16 protein-coding genes are annotated in these 19,103 nt (G+C 67.0%); 7 read left to right on the forward strand and 9 right to left on the reverse strand.

Annotation, left to right across the window (positions count from 1 at the left end; all coding sequences use genetic code 11):
• On the forward strand, positions 1-321 hold a 321-nt coding region (locus GEV05_15805; protein ID MPZ44832.1), incomplete at its 5' end, for a hypothetical protein.
• A gap of 54 nt (positions 322-375) precedes the next feature.
• On the opposite strand, the gene GEV05_15810 is transcribed toward GEV05_15805, so the two are convergent.
• Positions 376-1,035 (reverse strand): PEP-CTERM sorting domain-containing protein, encoded by a 660-nt coding sequence (locus GEV05_15810; protein ID MPZ44833.1) that lies wholly within the window; start codon positions 1,033-1,035, stop codon positions 376-378.
• A gap of 365 nt (positions 1,036-1,400) precedes the next feature.
• On the reverse strand, positions 1,401-2,672 hold the full coding sequence (locus tag GEV05_15815) for an amidohydrolase family protein (GenBank protein ID MPZ44834.1): 1,272 nt from the start codon (positions 2,670-2,672) through the stop codon (positions 1,401-1,403).
• A 333-nt stretch (positions 2,673-3,005) separates the two neighbouring features.
• Between GEV05_15815 and GEV05_15820 the strand changes: the two genes are divergently transcribed.
• The 4 genes from GEV05_15820 to GEV05_15835 are packed head-to-tail and all read left to right on the forward strand — an operon-like array spanning position 3,006 to position 6,745.
• Positions 3,006-3,725 carry a response regulator gene (locus GEV05_15820; GenBank protein MPZ44835.1) on the forward strand — a complete coding sequence of 240 codons (720 nt, stop codon included), beginning with the start codon at positions 3,006-3,008 and terminating at the stop codon, positions 3,723-3,725.
• Positions 3,722-4,840: a hypothetical protein gene (locus GEV05_15825; protein ID MPZ44836.1), complete on the forward strand. Its 1,119-nt coding sequence runs from the start codon at positions 3,722-3,724 to the stop codon at positions 4,838-4,840. Before GEV05_15820 ends, GEV05_15825 begins: the two co-directional genes overlap by 4 nt.
• Entirely contained in the window at positions 4,837-6,312 is a 1,476-nt protein-coding gene (locus GEV05_15830; protein MPZ44837.1) for a PAS domain S-box protein, read from the forward strand. Before GEV05_15825 ends, GEV05_15830 begins: the two co-directional genes overlap by 4 nt.
• Positions 6,089-6,745: a response regulator gene (locus tag GEV05_15835; GenBank protein MPZ44838.1), complete on the forward strand. Its 657-nt coding sequence runs from the start codon at positions 6,089-6,091 to the stop codon at positions 6,743-6,745. Before GEV05_15830 ends, GEV05_15835 begins: the two co-directional genes overlap by 224 nt.
• Positions 6,746-6,832: 87 nt before the next feature.
• Here the strand turns inward: GEV05_15835 and GEV05_15840 are convergent, their stop codons facing one another.
• Positions 6,833-7,450: a hypothetical protein gene (locus GEV05_15840; protein ID MPZ44839.1), complete on the reverse strand. Its 618-nt coding sequence runs from the start codon at positions 7,448-7,450 to the stop codon at positions 6,833-6,835.
• A gap of 81 nt (positions 7,451-7,531) precedes the next feature.
• Here GEV05_15840 and GEV05_15845 point away from each other — a divergent pair, with 81 nt between their 5' ends.
• Positions 7,532-7,963 (forward strand): RidA family protein, encoded by a 432-nt coding sequence (locus GEV05_15845; GenBank protein ID MPZ44840.1) that lies wholly within the window; start codon positions 7,532-7,534, stop codon positions 7,961-7,963.
• A 226-nt stretch (positions 7,964-8,189) separates the two neighbouring features.
• On the opposite strand, the gene GEV05_15850 is transcribed toward GEV05_15845, so the two are convergent.
• The 4 genes from GEV05_15850 to GEV05_15865 form a co-directional block, all read right to left on the reverse strand.
• Positions 8,190-8,732, reverse strand: coding sequence for a DUF3455 domain-containing protein (locus GEV05_15850; GenBank protein MPZ44841.1), 543 nt, complete (start codon positions 8,730-8,732; stop codon positions 8,190-8,192).
• 205 nt (positions 8,733-8,937) lie between these two features.
• Entirely contained in the window at positions 8,938-11,787 is a 2,850-nt protein-coding gene (locus tag GEV05_15855) for a calcium-binding protein (protein MPZ44842.1), read from the reverse strand.
• Between the two features lie 65 nt (positions 11,788-11,852).
• Complete coding sequence (locus GEV05_15860) at positions 11,853-13,346, reverse strand: HlyD family type I secretion periplasmic adaptor subunit (protein MPZ44843.1); 1,494 nt, start codon at positions 13,344-13,346, stop codon at positions 11,853-11,855.
• Complete coding sequence (locus tag GEV05_15865) at positions 13,207-14,937, reverse strand: type I secretion system permease/ATPase (protein MPZ44844.1); 1,731 nt, start codon at positions 14,935-14,937, stop codon at positions 13,207-13,209. Before GEV05_15865 ends, GEV05_15860 begins: the two co-directional genes overlap by 140 nt.
• A gap of 376 nt (positions 14,938-15,313) precedes the next feature.
• Here GEV05_15865 and GEV05_15870 point away from each other — a divergent pair, with 376 nt between their 5' ends.
• The gene (locus GEV05_15870; protein MPZ44845.1) at positions 15,314-16,471 is read left to right on the forward strand and encodes a serine hydrolase; all 1,158 of its coding nucleotides are present in this window, start codon (positions 15,314-15,316) and stop codon (positions 16,469-16,471) included.
• Positions 16,472-16,571: 100 nt separating this feature from the next.
• On the opposite strand, the gene GEV05_15875 is transcribed toward GEV05_15870, so the two are convergent.
• Positions 16,572-17,807 (reverse strand): acyl-CoA dehydrogenase, encoded by a 1,236-nt coding sequence (locus GEV05_15875; GenBank protein MPZ44846.1) that lies wholly within the window; start codon positions 17,805-17,807, stop codon positions 16,572-16,574.
• Between the two features lie 8 nt (positions 17,808-17,815).
• Entirely contained in the window at positions 17,816-18,982 is a 1,167-nt protein-coding gene (locus GEV05_15880; protein MPZ44847.1) for an NADH:flavin oxidoreductase/NADH oxidase, read from the reverse strand.
• Between the last annotated feature and the right edge of the window lie 121 nt (positions 18,983-19,103).

The raw sequence follows: 19,103 nt of genomic DNA on the forward strand, positions 1-19,103 counted from the left end.
CCGCAAAGCGGCCGCAAATCGCTCTACGTCGCCTCGCATGCCGGGCGCATCTACGGCATGCCCGATGCCGAGGGCCGTACGCTCATCGACGAGCTGATCGCGCACGTGACCCAGCGACAGTTCGTCTACACGCACCGCTGGCGTCCCAACGAGATGGTGATGTGGGACAACCGCTGCACCATGCATCGCGGCACCGACTTCGACGATCTGCGCTGGGTGCGCGACATGCGCCGCGTGACGCTCAGCGACGTGGCCAATACCTGCGAGCAGGCGGGCGTGGCGCCCCCTGCCCGGCAGGAAGCCGCAGCCCACGCGGGCTAGAACAGGAAGCCGTCGTTGCCGCAGAAACTAGACGCGTTCGTCACTCCCGCGGTCTCAACAATAGCGCAGCGTGCGCCCTTGCCGGCGGGATCTTGTGACCGCCGCCGCACCCAGACCTGCCAGCAGAAGCAGCATGCTGCCGGGCTCGGGCACCGCGGCCGGTGGCCTCGGCAGCGGATCGAACTGCGGATTGTTGTCGCCGAGGTCCAATCCTCCCAAAACGATGTCATCTCCCGGTCCGCCGAAGAAGAAATCCGAGGCATCGCCAGAAAGCACATCGTCGCCGGAGCCACCGTAAATGGTGTCGATTGTCGAAGTCCCGAAAATGATGTTGTTGCCGAGGCCGCCCGCCAGCGTCGCGGCGACGGAGGTAAGGCTGAAGTCGAAGACGTCGTCGCCGTCGGACCCGATCACGACCAGCGAGGTGAAGCCCGACAACAGGCAATCGATCCCGAACAACGATACGGTGCAGCCGGCGGTCACGATATCGAAGGTCGCGCCAGAGGGCGTCTGTAGCGTGAAGTGGGTCGCGTCGCTGCTCCCCAGCAATACGATGTCCGTGTCCGACGGTTCTGCGCCGATGACGAGCGCACCGCTGCTGATGCCGATCGTTCCGGCCGTTGCGGGCCCCGCGGCAAGGCAACCGGCAACCGAGGCCGCCAACAGGATTTTCTTGGCGCGCGAAAGCGCCGGCTTGCAGGTACGCTCGTTCATGCGGATACCTCCCGATATACGGTCTTCGAATTGCTCCGACTCGCAGGAGCGGGTGGTGCAATCCTAGGGCGGCGAGGTATCCGCCGGATTTCACGCCGGCGTCATTTGCGTTTCATTTGTTTCAGCCGGTTGCGGCGCCGGCGGAAACACGAAGTGTCCGTCGCTCCCGCTGTAGCGGAAGCGACCTCCCGAGGAGTCGGGAGCCCAGGCTGGTTGCATGAATTTGCTTTACAATTTGATCCTGGATTCCCGCTTGTGCGGGAATGACGCTTTCTTGTCGGACACGGCAGGGCGCATTCGAGGCGCGCCGGCCGGATGCGTGCCTGTCGGCAGGCGGGCTTGGTGCACCCGGTGCCTTTCACTGGCTATCCGGCTGCGGCCAGCTCGAAACCATAGAGCCGCGCGGCATTGGTGCAAGTCATCTTCCTGCGATCCGCGTCGTTGACGCCCTCCAGGTCGTGCGCGATGCTTTCGCGCGAGCGCGGCCAGGTGGAATCGGTGTGCGGATAGTCCGAGGACCACATCAGGTTGTCCACGCCGATGAAGTCGCGCGCGAACACGCCTTCCCGGTCCTTGATGAACGCGGCCGAAAAATTGCGGCGGAAATATTCCCTCGGCGTGAGCTCGGTATGGATGCCGTTCTGGCGCGCATAGCGCTCGTGGCCGCGGTCCAGGCGCGTCAGCATCCAGGGCAGCCAGCCGATATCGGCCTCGGCGAGCACGAGGCGTAGCCGCGGATGGCGGTCGAGCAACGGGCTGGTGAGGATTTCGCCCAGGGTGAGCATGACTTCCATCGGCGTCTCCGGGTAGCCGGCCGCGCCGTGCGTCGTGCGATCGAAGCGGTATCCCGGCTTGCGGCTGCTGGTCAGCGTGTGAATGCTGATCGGAAGGCCGATTTCCTCGATCGCGGACCAAAGCGGCTGGTAGCGCGGTTCGCTGTATTCGGTCCCGGTTGGAGGCACCGCCGAGATCATCGCGCCGCGCAAACCACGCTTGCTCAAGCGCTGCAGGTTCCTGACGGCATGGTCGACATCGCGGATGGAGATGAGCGCAAGGCCGGCCAGGCGCTCGGGAGCATGGCTGCACAGTTCGACCATCCAGTCGTTGTAGGCCTCGAAGGCCGCTTCCTGCAGCTCGATGTCCTCCACGGCGTACAGGCCCATGGCATAGGTGGGGTAGAGCACCTCGGCGGACACGCCGTCGATGTCCTGGTCCTTCAGGCGCTCCACCGGGTCGTAGCCGCCCGGGCGCAGATCCTGGTAATGCGAGCCCGCGAACTTCGCCAGCTCTTCCTTCGGGATGCCGACCGCGCCGATGCCGGCGACCGATCTCGGCGTCGCGCCTTCGCAGACGAACCAGGTCCCGGGCTTCCCCTGGTAGTCGCGGATGTATCTCGGGCCGCGTTCGCGGAAGCGCTTGTCGATGCGCTTCTCCCACAGGTCGATCGGCTCGAACACATGCGAGTCGGCGGAGATGATGACGTCTGCGGCCATGGCCTTGGCTCCTATTGAACGTTCGGAAAGTGGCTGACAAGCCGCTTTCCGCACAACGCTCCCCTCTCCCTCCGGGAGAGGGGTTGGGGGTGAGGGAGCGAGCTGTAAGGCATTTAGGGAAAGCTCGCCAGGATGAATGGGCATGCGTTGCCGGCGCCAAGTTGACGCTAACAGCGGCCCGCGCTGCCGGCCGGGGCTAGCATCAACTTGGCGCCAGCATCTAACTTAGCCCAAATCGGCGCCCGCTCCAACCGATCGCGCCTCGCGTCGACTCGCGGGGCGTGGCGTCCGGTAGCGTTCCCCGCTCGACACCGCACCGCGCCACACACTGCCGACGTGGCCGCCACGACGAGTGAGGCATACGTCCCGGCAGGTAGCACGCCGCCATGCCGATGGCAATGAGCCGCTGTATCATTCGGCCTCTGTCCCTCGGGGACGCCGCCTGCTCCGGGGATCGCATTGGGAGAGCCAAGCTCGATGAGCCAGCCGGCCACGATCCTGATCGTCGACGACGAGCCGGATGTGCGCGAAGTGCTGCAGGAATACTTCGCCGCTCACGGCTTCGAAGTCCTCGCCGCCGCCGATGCGCGTGCCGCTCGCGCGCTGGTTCAGTCGCACGGCGCCGACGTGGCGCTGATCGACATCCACATGCCGGGCGAGGACGGGCTGAGCCTCGCGCGCCATCTGCGCGAGCGCTACCAGGGGCTGGCGATCGTCATGCTCACTTCGGCCTCGACCGTGGTCGACCGCATCGTCGGGCTCGAGGTCGGGGCGGACGATTATGTCTCGAAGCCGTTCGACCCGCGCGAGCTGCTGGCCCGCGTTCGCAGCGTCCTGCGCCGAACCTCGGCGCCGCAGTCGCCGCCTGCGCAGACGCAGCGCATTCGCATGGGCCGCTGCATGCTCGATCTTGCCGCGCACCGGCTCATCGATCCGCAAGGCAACGAGGTCCCGATCACCCCGCTCGAGTTCGACCTGCTGAAGGCGTTCGCCGAGCATCCCAACCAGGCGCTTTCGCGCGAGCGCATCCTCAACCTGAGCCAGCAGCGCGACTGGGATCCGTTCGATCGCAGCGTCGATCTGCGGGTGATGCGCGTGCGCAAGAAGATCGAGCCCGATCCGCAGCGCCCGCAGTACATTCGCACCATTCGCAACGCCGGTTACGTGTTCGTGGCCGATGGGGAGCAGGCGCCGTGAGCGAGCCGTGCGCACACGTGCACGCAATCGGGCCGTGCGCACACGTGCACGCAATCGGGCTGTGCGCACACGTGCGCGCAATCGGGCTGTGCGCACACGTGCGCGCAATAGGGCTGTGCGCACACGTGCGCGCAATAGGGCTGTGCGCACACGTGTGCGCAGTGGCCTGGGTCGTGCTGGTGCTTTTGCTCGCCGGGTCGCTTGCGGGCTGCATGCAGCCAACCGAAGCGCCGCTTCGCATCGGCACCAACGTCTGGATCGGCAGCGAGCCGCTGTACCTCGCGCGCGAGCTGGGCCACCTGGACTCGAAAGCGGTGCAGCTGGTGGAGTATCCGTCGGCGAGCGAAGTATTGCGCGCGTTTCGCAACCAGGCGATCGATGGCATGGTCATCACCCTGGACGAGCTGTTTCCGCTGGCCATCGACGGCCTGGACCCGCGCATCATCCTGGTGGTGGACGTCTCGCACGGCGCCGACGTGGTGGTCGGAAGGCAGGGCATGGAGGGCATGCGCGATCTCAAGGGCAAGCGGGTCGCGGTGGAGAGCGGCGCGCTCGGCGCGTATGTTCTGAGCCGGGCGCTGGCGTTGAGCGGCATGCTGGCCGCCGACGTGCAGATCGTCCATCTCGAATCCAACGAGCAGCCCAACGCATTCGAGAAGGGCCGCGTCGACGGCGCAGTGACCTTCGATCCCTATCGCAGCCAGTTGCTGGCGGCCGGGGCCACGACGCTGTTCGACAGCACGCGCATCCCCGGCGAGATCGTCGACCTGGTCGCCGTGCGCGCCAACGTCCTGCAGGAGCAGAAGAAGGCCGTGCAGATGCTGCTGGCCGGCTGGTTCAAGGCGATCGACTACCTCGAGCGCAATCCGCAGGATGCCGCCCGGCGCATGGGCGTGCGCCAGCAGACCAGCGGCGAGCAGTTCCTGCAATCGATGCGCGGGTTGCGTATCCCGTCGCGCGAAGACAACCTGAGGATGATCGGGGGCGCGGCGCCGGAGCTGGTGATGAGCGGCGGCAGGCTCATGGATCTGATGCTCGATGCCAAGCTGCTGCGCGCCGGCGTCAGCATCGGCGAGCTGCTCGCGCCGCAACCGCTGATGCAACTGCGCCAGTGACACTGCGCGTTCCCGCCTCGCTGCGGCTCACCGTCCCGCTGATCGTGCTGGGCTTTGCCGCCGTGCTGAGCGCGATCAACGTGCTCTATCACGTGCCGCGGGCCGAGCAGGCGGTCGAGGACGACGTCTCCAAGCGCGTCGCCCAGGAGATGTCGCGGCTGCAGAGCACGCTGGAGTACCTGCTGCTGAAGGGCGACATCGAGGTGGCCCAGCGCGAGATCGCGGTCCTGGCCCACAACCACGACTACATCGTCGTCGTTCTCACCAACGACGAGAACGAAGTCATCGCGGCGACCCGGCGCGCCTGGCTGGAGCGGCCGATCGCCGACGTCCTGCCCAAGTTCGATCCGACCGAGGCCGCTGCCGCGATCCGGGAGCGCCGCGGGCGGCTTGCGGTGAACGCCGCCGACAACGCGGTGCACGCCGCCGAGCAGCTCGCGGCGGGAAATCTGGCAGCGCGCAGTGGCCTGCAGGGCCGCGACGAGCTGGCGCGCCTGGGCCTGGCGTTCGATGCGATGGCGGTCGAGGTGGCGGAGACGCAAACGCGGCTGCGCCGCGACATCGAGGCGCGCATCGAGATCCAGCGCGCGCTGGAGGACAGCGAGGAGCAATACCGGTCGATGTTCGACGCGTCCATCGACGGGCTGGTTCTGTGGAACGCGGCTGGCCAGATCGTGGACATCAACCCGGCGATGTCGCGCATCTGCGGCTTCGACGAGCCGGCAGCGGCCCATACATCCTCGCGCAGGGTTCTGAACCCGACGTCGCATCCGGACTTGCACCGCGCCGTGATGAGCGGCGAGCCATGGCACGGCGAGATTTCCGACGTGCGCCGCGGCGGCGCGCCCCTGGAGCTGGAGGTGCACGCGGTGCCGATGCACTATCGCGGCAAGCCGCATGTGCTCACCATCGCGCGCGACATCACCGAGAAGAAGAATGCCGCCGCGGAGCTCGCCCGGCAGCGCGAGACCCTGCACCAGCGCGAAAAGCTGGCCGCGCTCGGTTCGCTGCTCGCGGGCGTTTCGCACGAGCTCAACAACCCGTTGTCGGTGGTGGTGGCGCGCGCGGTGCTGCTCGAGGAGCAGGGTGCGCCCGGGATCCGGGTCGCCGCGGAACGAATCCGCACCGCGGCCGAGCGCTGTGCGCGCATCGTGCGCACCTTTCTGGCGATGGCGCGCCAGCAGAAGCCCGAGCCGGGCCCGGTGGCGGTCAACGACGTCGTCTCCGCGGCGCTGGACATCACCGGCTATGCGGTGCGCACCAGCGCCATCGACGTGGCGCTCCCTGCGGGCGCGGATCTTCGAGCCTTACTTCACCACCAAGCCGATCGGTGTCGGAACGGGCGTGGGGCTCGCGGTCAGCGCCGGCATCGTGGAAGCGCATGGTGGCGCCTTGAGCGTCGACTGTCCGCCCGATGGGGGAACGGTGTTCACGATCGCGTTGCCGTTTCGCGCTGCCGATGCGGCCGATGACGGCCCCGCCGGAGCCGCCTTCGCCGAGTCCATCGCGCGCACGGTACTGGTGGTCGACGACGAGGCGGAAGTGCGCGAGGTGCTGCGCGAGATCCTGTCCAGCGCGCAACACCGCGTGGAAACGGCGTCGTCCGGACGCGAAGCGCTACTGCGGCTGGAAGCCCGGCACTACGATGTCGTGCTGACCGATATTCGCATGCCCGATATGGACGGGTTGACGCTGTTCGAGGAGGTCAAGCGGCGCTGGCCCGAGCGCGCGGCGCGGGTGGTGTTCGTCACCGGCGATACGCTCTCCGAGGCGTTGCGCGATCTGGCCGATTCCGGACGCTGCGCAATCCTGGAAAAGCCGTTCGCGCCCGGCGACGTGCGCCGCGTCGTCACCGAGGTGGTCACGACCAGCGAGAAGGCGCCTCGCAGCCAGCAGCGCGGATAGGAATTGGGGGTCAGGGATTGGGGGTCAGGTCTTGCTTGTTGCAGGCAAGAATCAATATCTGCAACAAGCAAGACCTGACCCCACGCGCTATAGCGCGATCAGGAGGAACGCAACGCCCGCGATGGAGGCGATGCCGCCGACCGTCTTGAGCGCGACGGTCGAACGGTGCATGCGATCGGCTTGGCGCGCGAGCGCGAAACCTGCCAGGGCAATGGCGCACTGGATGACGGTGAAGCCGACGAGATACGCAACGAGCGGCGTCTGCTCGGCGCCGACGATGGATTCGCCGTAGGCGTAGCCGTGCACGAGGCCAGCCAGCGCAAAGAAGATCGGTCCGGCGATGCGCCCGCGTGCGGGGGCGGCAAACAGCACTGCGATGCCGAGCGTCACCAGGCTTGCTGCGATCCAGAGCTCCGCGTAGGGCAGGGTGGTTTGCTGGACATGCAGCATCGTTCCGGCCAGCGCGGCGATGAGGAAGGCGCCGATGCCGAGCACGCGCTGGCCGAAGTAATAGCAGGCGGCCCCCATGGCGAGAACGAACACGAAGTGATCGAGGCCGATCAGCGGATGCGCGAGGCCGGACAGAAGACCCTCGAACACATTGCCGGGCAGCGCGTTGCCCATCGCATGATGCGCATGCACAGCCATCGGTTGCAATGCCGCGCAAGCGGCGACAAAAATCGCGGGCGTATGAGGGCGCTTCATTCGTGCTGCCTCCTGGGGTCGTTGCGGGCGTCGATGCGCATGCAGTAAGCTTCCCGAACGCTAGCTTACTACGCGGAGCGCATGATGACCTCATCGTCCACGGGCGCAGGCACGCCTGGCGCAACGATCGTCGAATACCTCGAAGCCACCGAGCGGCAGAAATCGCGGGCGTATAGCCCCGCCGTGGTGACGCAAGGCGGCCGCACGGTGTGGCTGGCCGGGCAGACCGCGGCGGTCGATCTGGAAGGACGCGACATCGCGGGCGATTTCGAGGCGCAGGCGCGGACGATATTCGCGTTGATGGATCGCACCTTGCAGCGCGCGGGCGGCAGCCTCGCGAATCTCGTCACCATGACCGTCTTCATCGACGATCCGCGCAACGGCGACCGCTTCGTGCAGATCCGCGCGGAATGCTTCCCGGACGGGCGCTATCCCGCCAGCGCCCTTATCACGGTATCGAACTTCGCACGCCCCGGTCTCGTCATCGAGATCCAGGGCGTTGCCGTGATTTGAAGCTTCGGTGTTCGGGGACTCGGAGGGAGACCACCCCGTCCGCGACGTTGTCGCGTCCAGCCCTCCTTGAAAAGGAGGGGAGTGTTGTTTCCCCTCCTCTCTCAAGAAACCCAACCAGGTTTCTTAGCCGCGCCTGCCCGCCTGCGGGCTAATACTGCTCACGAGGAGGGGTGCCCGCGTCAGCGGGCGGGGTGGTGTGGTTGCGTGGTTGACGCGCCCGTGCCGCCTACTTCCCATTGTTGAAGAAGTAGTAGTTGGCGGTGTAGTGAACGCGTGCTGACTGCCCGGCCGTGGCTTGCGAGCAGCCGTTCTTCGGCGCCAGTCCGCCCTGCGTGCTCATCCGCTGTATGCTGCTCACCTTGCTGAGCGGGCCCTCGGGACCGACCGATCGGGCGGAAAGCAGCAGCCAGGGAATCGCGTCTGCTCGCGGCGCATCCGCGCGCGCCTTGACGCTGGCGACGATCTTGCTGCCGTCCGCCAACTCCCAATGCGGTCCGGCATAGTGCCGGCCAACCTTGTCGCCCTTGTGATCGAACAGGTCCGCGTCCGGTGCGACGAAGGCCCACTCGTAGGCACCGGGGCGATTCTTGCTGGCGCGGCATTCGTAGATCTGCACGCCGTTGGCCGGGGTGACGAAAGCAAGCGACTCGTGCGGACCCGGCTTGATCGCATCCGGTACGCTGACCTCAATCGGCGCATCGGTCGTGGCGCAGCCGGCGTTCAACAGCAACAATAGCGCAACAGCACTCATACGTTGGTACATGGTCATCTCCTTGAAAGTGAGCCCGGCACCTACTGTGGTGAATCGTAAATTGGTCGTAACTCGTCATTCCCGCGCAAGCGAGAATCCAGAACGAGGCTCCGCCTGGACCCCCGCGTTCGCGGGCGTGACGAACTCTGACTCAGGACACTCGTGACGAGCTCGTTCGACGACAAAGTGCGGCAGCGCCCGCAAGCGCTGCGCCGCCGCTCGACTACACGAACAACCCGCCGCCGCCGCCCGCCGTGAGCTGGATCTCGACATCGTCGCCGACCTGGCCGTCGAGGATGTCGACGCCCAGTCCGCCCAGCAGCACGTCGTCGCCGTCGCCTCCGGTGAGCACGTCGTTGCCGTCGCCACCGATGGCGACATCGTCGCCGGCGCCGCCGTTGAGCGTGAGCTGAATGCTGCCCGCGCCCACGCCGCTTGCTTCGATCACGTCGTTGCCGGCGAGCCCGTTGATCACCAGCCGATCGTTTGCAGCTTCGAAACCGGCGATGTTGATCTGGGATGCGAGCCCCAGCACCGTCACCCCGTTCTCATCGCCGATGACCAGGATCACATCGTCGGCGTTGGTTGCATTGATGACGACGGTGTCGGGCTGCGCGTCACCCGTGCCGTTGCTCGCGGCGAGATCGATGTTCACCTCGGTCACATCGGTGCCCGACATGTCGTTGACGACGATGGTGTCGGCGCCACCGAGGGCGTTGAAGTCGATGCTCTCCACGCCGTCGAGATCCATGGTGACGTTGGCGACGTTGCGGAAGAACAGCGCCCGCCCGCCGTTAGCGGAGACGGTGATGTTCTCGGCCGCGTTGGAGCCGTTGAAGTGCATCGTGTCGAACCCGTCCTGGCCTTCGAGGGTGTCGTTGTCGTCGCCGGGATTCCAGAGGAAGTTGTCGTCGCCCGCGTTCATGAGGACGAGGTCGTCGCCGTCGCCGCCGGTGAAGAGATCGTCGCCTTCGCCGCCGAGCATGACATCGTCCCCGAGCCCGCCGTTCATCACGAGCTGAATGCCGTCGGCCTCCAGGCTGGTGGCGTCGATCACGTCGTCGCCGCCCAGGCCGTTGAGCGTGAGCCGGTCGTTGGCGACCTCCTGATGGAAGACGTTCACGTCCGCCTGCAAGCCGAAGACGGTGATGCCGCCAGCATCGCCCGCGGCGCCGAAGACATCGGCGCCGTTGGTGCCGGTGGCAGTGACGCTATCGGTGGCGCCGTCGCCGCCGCCGTTGGGGCCGCGCAGGTCGAGATCGATACGGGTCACATCGGTGCCGGAAAGATCGCCGACCACGATGTTGTCCGCCCCGCCGAGCGCCCGGAAGTCGATCGACTCGACGTCATTGAGATCCATCGTCACGTTTGCCACGTCGCGCAGGAACAGCGCCCGCCCGCCGTTGGCAACGACATTGATGTTCTCGGCGGCGCCCGAGCCGAAGAAGCGCATCGTGTCGGTACCGTCCTGGCCTTCGATCGTATCGTTGCCGTCGCCCGGATCCCACTGGAAGACGTCATTGCCCGCGCCCATCAGCGCCAGGTCGTTGCCGTTGTCGCCGAAGATGAAGTCCTCGCCGTCACCGCCGAGGATCACGTCGGCGCCCTGGGAGCCGAGAATCGTGTCGTCGCCCGCGCCGCCGTCGAGGGTGAGCTTGATCACACCGGCCGGCAGCGTGGTGGCCGTGATGGCGTCGTTGCCGCCCAGCGCATTGATGACCAGTGAATCGTTGGCGTCTTCGCTGTTCCGAATGTTGATCAGGGCCGATAAGCCCACGACCGAGGCCGCAGTCCCGGCGCCGAACACGTCGACGATGTCGTTGCCGTTGGTGGCGTTGGCGATCACCAAATCGGCGGACCCGTCGCCCGAGCTACCGCCGATCGTGCCGGCGAGATCGACATTGACCTCGGTGAGATCGGTGCCGCTCATGTCGTTGACGATCACCGTATCGGCATTCCCGAGGGCATGGAGGTCGATCGACTCGACATCGTCCAGGTCCATCACGATGTTGCCGAGGTTGCGGGTAAAGCGCACCCGCCCGCCGTTGGCCGAAGTCTCAAAAATCTCGCTCCCCGCGCTGCCGTTGAAAAGCATCGTATCGATGCCGTCCTGGCCTTCGACGGTGTCGCTGCCGTCGCCCGGATCCCACTGGAAGACATCCTCGCCGTCGCCGAGAAAGGCAACATCGTTGCCTTGCTGGCCGTCGATGAAGTCGTTGCCGTCGCCGCCGATGAGGATGTCCGCACCGTTGCTGCCGAGGATGGTGTCGTTGCCGGCGCCGCCGTCGACGGTGATCTTGATGAGCGCGGCGAGGTTGCCGGTGGCGCTGAAGCTGTCGTCGCCGCCGTTCATGTTGACCACCAGGTTCTCGGAGGTGCCGATGTCGATGGCGAAGGGGGCGGGGTTGATCCGATCGAAGCGCACGCGCGTGCCGTTGGCGGTGGTGGTGAACTGCTCGCTGCCGCCGCCGCCGTTGACCTCGGCGGTGTCGATGCCCGCGCCGCCTTCGAACAGATCGGTGTCGTCGCCGGGATTCCAGATCATGCGGTCGTTGCCCGACTCGCCGAAGACGCGGTCGTCGGCATCGCCGCCGGTCAACACGTCGTCGCCCGCGCCGCCGAACAGGAAGTCCGCTCCGCCCTTGCCCAGCAAGGTATCGTTGTCGGCCTGGCCGAATATCTGGTCCGCCCCGGAACCACCGGTGAGCACGTCGTTGCCCGTGCCGCCGAACATGTTCACGCGCGGCAGCGCGCCGTTGCTTTCATCCAGCGTGATGTTGTCGTTGCCGTTCTGGCCGAAGATCTGGATCAGGCTGGTGTTGGCAACTGTGGGCGTGCCCCCGAGCACAGGCACCGCGCCGCCGTTGACGAGCAGCTGGCCGGCCGCGTTGCGGCCCAGCGTGATCGCGTTGTTCAGGCCGTCGCCGAATACGCTCAGAATGCCGCTGCTCGGGGAAAAGAAGCTCGTCACGGACTGGATCGTCACCTCTTCGGCAGCGGGGGCGATGGTGGACGCGGAAACAGACTTCAGACCGACGGTCCCGATGGGGCTCTTGAAGAAACTCGATTTCATGGTCGTATCCTCTTTTGCAGGTTGTGGACGGATGGGTGCGGAATGTCCGCTGTTGTCGATGATGCTCAGGGTTCGCGCAGCGCGCGTTGCGTGAAGAGCCCCAGCGGTTCGGCCAGGTACTCGAGGAGGCTCCGCTCGGACGTGATGATGTAGACCTCGGCCGGCATGCCAGGCTGCAGGGGCTGCGCCGCCTGCTCCGCGGGCAGTGCCGAGCGCTCGACCTCGACCGTGACGTCGAACCAGGTGTGCGCACCGGTCGAGTCGCTCATCCGGTCGGGTGAGACGAAGGTGACGCGGCCGGGGATGAGGGGACGGCGCAGCGCATCGGCGCCGAGCAGGCGCACGTCGGCCGCACCGCCCACGTGCAGGTGTTCGATGTCTTGCGTGGCGATGCGCGCACCGATGACGAGCTTCTCGCGTACCGGCACCACGTCGAGCAACGGCTCGCGCGGGCCGACTACGGCGCCGGGTGCGGCGACGTGCAGCGCCATGACCGTTCCATCGACCGGCGCGCGCACGGTCTGACGTTCGACCTCGTCCGCGGACGGGCGCAGGCGCTCGGTCAGCTCGCGCACTTGGGCGGTTGCATCGCGCAGCTCGTCGGTCGCCTGGGTCTGTTGCTGCAGCCGCAGCTGTGCGATGCGCGCGCGCAGCTCGCCGGCGCGCTGGCGCGCTTGAGCCTGGTCGCTGCGATGCTCGCCGATGCGACTGGCATAGTCGGACGACACCCGCTGCAATCCGATCAGGCGGGCCCGGCTGACAAAGCCCTCGCGCGCAAGCCGTTGGTTGAGCGCGAGCTCTTCGTCGGACAGGCTGGCCGAGCGCGAAGTCGCTTCGATCTGAGATTGGAAGGCGGCAACCTGCGCTTCGGCTTGCCGTACCTGCTCCCCGAGCAGGGCGATCTGCTCCTGCAGCGCCAGGCGGCGCGTATCGAACACCGCGCGCTCGCGCACGATGTGCTCGGCGGCCTCGGGATCGTGAGCCATGTCCGGCGGCGGCACGAAGCTCGTCGCCATGCGTGCTTCGGCTTCGGCGCGCGCCGCGCGCAGCCGCGCGGCACGCAGCTGATCCTGCAGCAGCGCCAGCTCGGCCTGCGAGCGCAGGCCGCCGATGACGAGCAGCGGATCGCCGGCGCGCACACTCTGGCCGTCGCGCACGAGGATCTCGCGCACGATGCCGCCTTCGGCATGCTGCACGGTCTTGCGGTTCAACTCGACCTTGACTTCCGCCGGCGCGATCACGGCTCCGGACAAGGGGGCGAGCGCCGACCAGGTGAAGGCCAGCGCGGCGGCCAGGGCAAGCGGCCATAGCGTGTGGCGCGCGAGGCGACGCAGTTGCGTATTCGCAGTCGGATCGGGCGCCGCCTGTTGCAATACAAGGGCGAGAGTGGGTGCGTGGGTTTTGGACATGGCGACGCTCCTAGCGGCTGGCATGCAGCGCGGCGGCTGCAACCGCATCGCTTGGGTTGGAAGAGGCTGCCGCACGCTCGGCCGACGCGCCGGGCCGCGCCACGGGGCGCAGCACGGTTGCGACCGGGCCGAAAGCTTCCAGCACGCCATCGCGCAGAACGGCGATCTTGTCGAGCTGCGACATGAGCGCGGGCCGATGGCTCACCACGACGACCGTGGCGCCGCGCTGCTTCAGCTCGCGCAAGGCGGCTGCGAGCGCCGCTTCGCCTTCGGCATCGAGGTTGGCATTGGGCTCGTCCAGCACCACCAGTCGGGGTGCGCCATAGAGCGCGCGTGCGAGCGCGATGCGCTGGCGCTGCCCGCCGGACAACATCGTGCCGGCGTCGCCGATCGGGCTGTCGTAGCCCGAGGGCAGGCGCAAAATCATCTCGTGCGCATGCGCGAGCTGCGCCGCCTCGACCACGCGCTCGCCATCGATTTCACCCAGACGCGCGATGTTCTGCGCCACCGTGCCCGCGAACAGCTCCACGTCCTGCGGCAGGTAACCGACATGCGCGCCGAGCGCATCGCGATCCCAGTGCGCGATGTCGGCGCCATCGAGGCGCACGGTCCCCGACTGCGGCTTCCAGATGCCGAGCAGCAGGCGCAGCAGCGTCGTCTTGCCGCAGGCGCTGGGACCGACCACGCCGAGACTTTCGCCCGCCTGCACCGAAAGGCTCACGCCCTTGATGAGCGGTGCGCGCTGCCCGGCGCCGCCGAACACGACGCGTTCGAGCTCGATGCGTCCTTGCGGCGCCGGCAGCTCGAGCCGCTCGTCGGCGCTCGCCGCGGTTCCGGGCTCACCGATGCGGCGCCAGGCGGCCCGCGCTTCGACGAATCCCTTCCAGCCCGCGATCAATTGTTCGACCGGTTGCAACGCGCGGCCGAACAGGATCGTCGCCGCCACCATGATGCCGGGCGAGGCGTGCTCGCCGATTACGAGCCATGCGCCGATGCCGAGCAATGCGGCTTGCAAGGTCTGGCGTGCGACGCGGGCGGCGGCCGACAGCGCGGCGGAGCGTTCGCCGAGTTGGGTGCGGGTATCCAGCAAGGCATCGTGCTGTCCCCGCCAGCCATCGAGCGCGGCCGATGTCATGCCCATGCCGGCGATCGCATCGGCGTGCCGCATCAGGGACTGCGTATGGCGCTGGATGGCGCGTGCCTGGCTTTGCGCCCCTTCCGCGACTGCGCGTGTCATCGCATCGGTGAGTAGCGCGAGCGCAAACAGGGCAGCCGCGCCGAGCGCGGCCGATGCGCCGAGCAGCGGATGCATCGCGCTAATGACCAGGAGATAGATGGGGACCCATGGCGCATCGAACAGGGCCAAGACGGCGTTGCCCGCGAGGAACGAGCGCAGTGATCCGATGTCGCGCATCTGGTCCGCGTCGCGCACGCGCCCGGGTTGGGCGGCCCGCTCGAGGGCGGTGCGCAGCGCGGCCGGCGACAATCTTCTTTCCAGCAGCCCGCCCGCCCAGGCGAGCGCGCGGCCGCGTACGACATCCATGGCATAGGCGAGCAGAAGCGCCAGCACGACCAGCAGGCTCAGCATGGCGAGCGTCTCCAGGCTGCGGCTCGCGAACACGCGGTCGAAGACCTGCATCATGTAGACCGCCGGCATGAGCAGCATGAGATTGAGCACCAGGCTCGCGCAAGCGGCGAGCAGCACGAACGGACGCAGTCGTTTGGCGAACAGCCAGCGCATGTCGTTTGCTCCTAGGTCGACGATGATCCGGTCATGGCACGTTGCGGCGAGCCGCTCGAATTGCGGCGCAGTCTAGGAGTGGCGCGTATCCAGGCGATGTCAGTGCGTGCAGCGATTTGTTTCGTTTGTTTCCAGCGCCGGCTTGGTACATGGCGCGAAATACGTCGCGGCGAGCCGATCGGAGACAGGCGCGGTTGCGCGCAAGTGTGACGTTTTGCCGCGGCGATTCGTCGTAATATGAGCGGCGACCAGCCGAGCGGCCCACCGAGTCGCAGCCCGGCTTGTCCCTCACCCCCGACCCCTCTCCCGAGGGGAGAGGGGAGCAAAGAGCGGAATGTGCCTGCTGCACCTTCCGGAACCCGGATGAGGAGAAAACATGAACGACATGACGAACAGCAAGGACGCGGCACAGGCGGCATTTCCGCTGCAGCCGGCAAGCCCCGCGGAGCTGGGATTCGACGAGCCGGCGCTGGCGCGGCTGCGCAAGCTGATCCGGTCCCACATCGATGAGGGGCGCTATCCCGGCGCGCAGATCGCGCTCGCGCGCCACGGACGGCTCGCGCTCTACGAATCGTTCGGACGCTCTTGTTTGGAACCCGACGCGGCCGCGAGCGACGATACGCTATGGCTGCTGTTCTCGAATACCAAGGTCATCACCGCGGTGGGCGTCTGGGTGCTGGTCGAGGAGGGGCTGGTGCGCTTCTCCGATCGCATCGCCGAGTACGTCCCCGAGTTCGCGCGCCACGGCAAGGGCGACATCACGCTGGCGCAGGTGCTGAGCCATCGCGGCGGATACCCGGGCGCAGGCGCGAGCTTCGAGTGCTGGAGCGACCATGCGCGGCTGCGCAAGGAGGTATGCGACTTCACGCTCGAATGGACGCCGGGAACGCGGCTGCAATACCACCCGCGCGCGGCGCACGCGACCTGCGCGGTACTGATCGAGGCGTTGACGGGCGTCGACTATCGGGACTTTCTGCGCCGGCGCGTGATCGAGCCTCTCGGATTGGGGCGCGACATGTACGTCGGCCTGCCGGACTCGGAGCACGCTCGCTGTTCGACAATTTACGAGCCCGCCACCGAGGGACAGAAGGCGCTCGAGCAGGAGAACACGCCGGCACACCGCCGCGCCGGCATCCCGAGCAGCGGCGGTTTCGCCACTGCGCGCGGCATGGTAGGTCTCTATCAGATGATGGCAGGCTACGGGCGGCTGAACGGAACGCGGTTGCTGTCGAGGCGGCTGATCGAGTTTGCGACGCGCAACCACACCGGCGAAATGTTCGATCACAACATGCAGATGCCGATGCACCGGGGTTTGGGCGTGCATGTGCGCGGGACAACGGAAACGATTCGCGGCCTGGGCAGCATCGCATCGCCCAACACCTACGGACATGGCGGCGTCGGCTCGTCGTACTGCTGGACCGATCCGGATTCGGGCGTATCGTTCGCCTACATCACCAACAGCCGCATCCCCGATCCCTGGCACAGCCAGCGGCTCGATATCGTGGCCAACCTTGTGCACTCGGCCATCGATTGAGTGGTTAACAAAACAAAAAGGGGCCCGGCTCCGAGCCTGACCCCTTTTTATCGACTATCGATCGAACGGCGGCGCCACGACCGAGCTGGCCAGCCGCTGCCTACATGTGCTGAATCTCGGTCGGCACTCCCAGGGCGAGCTTGCCCACCAGCTCGTAGTGCGACAGCCTTCCCTGCACGTGCTGCGTGATGACGTGGATGTCCTGGAAGTGCCGCTGCATGACGTGGCCCTCGAAGGCAGCGGTGGCGCCTGCCGCATTGTAGAGATCGTCCACGACCTCGGCCGCAATCCGTATGCCGTGCGTGGTCGCAAGCCGCAGGGCCGCGCGCCGCTCCAGGCTCACGGCGCCGGTGGCGACCGCTTCGTTCCACGCCTCCCCAATCGCTTCCATCAGGAAGGCGCGGCCGGAGCGTATTCTCGCTTCCGCACGCCCGACGGTGACCTGCGCCAGCGCCTGCTCGCGCAGCAGGCCTTTCACGTAGCGCGGTGACTTCGCGCCCGCGAGGTCGATGAATGCTTCCAGGCAGCTTCGCGCCACGGCCAGCCCGACCGCGGAATCGCCGCAGGCAAAGGCGAGCGTGCGCGGAATCTTGTAGAGCGGGCCTGGCTGGACGAGCGGCGCGCTGGCATAGAGGAACGTGCGTTCGGCCGGAACGAACACGTCGTTGACCGACCAGTGGTGCGTGCCCGTGCCGCGCATGCCGCGCGTGCGCCAGGTGTCGTGAATCTCGGCTTCGGCCACCGGCACGAGGCAATAGCGCGCTTCGGGCTTGCCGTCCTGCATCCGCACTTCGCCGTTCTCGATCACCTGCGACTGGGATGCGAGCCAGGAGGCGTGGCGGCAGCCCGTGCTGAAGGGATGCCGCCCCGTGACCCGAAAACCGCCCGGTGCGACGACGGCCTTGCCCACCGGCGCCGGGGTGTTGGCCACCACGCTGCGCGGTGTATCGATCCAGATCGCCCGTGCGGTCTCCACCGGCATGCGCGCGGCATAGGTGCCGAAGATGGCACCCTGGTTCACGCACCAGCCCGTGCTCGCGTCGGCCTTGCCGATTTCCTCGATCACGAGCGTATAGGTCGGCAGGTCGAGCTCGATGCCGCCCACCGCCTTCGGCACGGCAAGGTGGAACATGCCGGCATCGGCAAGCGCATGGAAAAGCGGCTTGGGCAATTCGCGGGTGGCTTCGATCTGGTCCGCGCTTTCGCGGATGAGCGCACTCAGCTCACGCGCGCTTTGCAGCGGCGAGACGCGGGCGTGCGAGGCGGCCTGGGTGGCCGATGATGCTTGCGTGAGTCGTTCCGAATTCATGCGCGCTTCCCCGTTCTGCGAGTCCATGGGCCGCGTTACTCCGACTGCGCCTGCGATTCTATGCCGGTCTGCCAGGTCGAGTGCCGCAGCGGCTCGAAGCTGCGCTTGCGGCGCTCCAGATAGTGCCCGAAAACGGGCGGCAGATGTGCGTACGGCTGCGGGATGCCGAGCTTCAAGGCGGCATCCATGGCCCAGTTCGGATTGACCAGGTACTCCCGGCCGAGCGCAACCAGGTCGGCTTCGCCGGATTTCAGTATGGCTTCGGCCTGGTCCGCGTGCACGATCATGCCCACCGCCATGGTCATGACGCCGGAGCCGCGGCGGATGGCTTCGGCATATTTCACCTGGTAGCCGTAGCAAACCGGGTTGTTGCTCGGCGCGGTGTCGGACATGCCACCGGCGCTGCAGTCGATCACGTCGACGCCGTGCTCTCCGAGCACTCTTGCGAGCGCGACGCTGTCCTCGATGGTCCAGTCGAGCTCGTCGGCCGCGGACACGCGCAGAAAGAGCGGTTTCGATTCGGGCCAATGCCGCCGCACCGCCTGCACCACCTCGACCGCGAAGCGCATGCGGTTCGCAGCCGAGCCGCCGTAGCGGTCCGTGCGCCGATTGGCCGCTTGCGACAGGAACTGGTGGATGAGATAGCCGTGCGCGCCGTGAATTTCGAGTACGTCGATGCCGCATTCGTGCGCCCGCCGCGCGCCCTGGCCCCAGGCCTCGGCAACTTCGTCGATGTCCGCTTGCGTCATCTCGCGCGGCGCCTGGTAGTGGTCGCCATGCGCGATGGGACTCGGGCCGATCAGCTCCCACGGCTCGCCGTGATCCACGCCCGGGACATCCTTGAGCGGCGTGCGCCCTTCCCACGGCACGGCACGGCGCGCCTTGCGCCCCGAATGGCCGAGCTGGATGCCGCAGGCCGCGCCGTAGCTCTTGACCAGATCGGCGATGCGGCGCATGCCGGGAATGAATTCGTCCTTCCACAACCCCAGGTCGCGCGGCGTCGAGCATCCGCGCGGGTCGATCTTGGTGGATTCGACGAACACGAGCCCCGCGCCGCCGACCGCGAACTTCGCGAGATGCGCCAGGTGTGTTTCGTTGGTGTGCCCGTTGGTGGCGCAGTAGGTGAGCATGGGCGAGACCACGATGCGATTGCGCAGCGTGAGATCGCAGATGGTGAGGGGTGTGAACAGCAGTGCGGTCATGTGTGAGCGTCTCGTTGGCAATTTGCAAAGATAACGATAGTGTCCTGAGTCAGTAGTTCGTCACCCCCGCGAACGCGGGGGTCCAGGCGGAGTCTCGTTCTGGATTCCCGCTTGCGCGGGA

The organism is Betaproteobacteria bacterium (assembly GCA_009377585.1).
Classification (GTDB): Bacteria; Pseudomonadota; Gammaproteobacteria; order Burkholderiales; family WYBJ01; genus WYBJ01.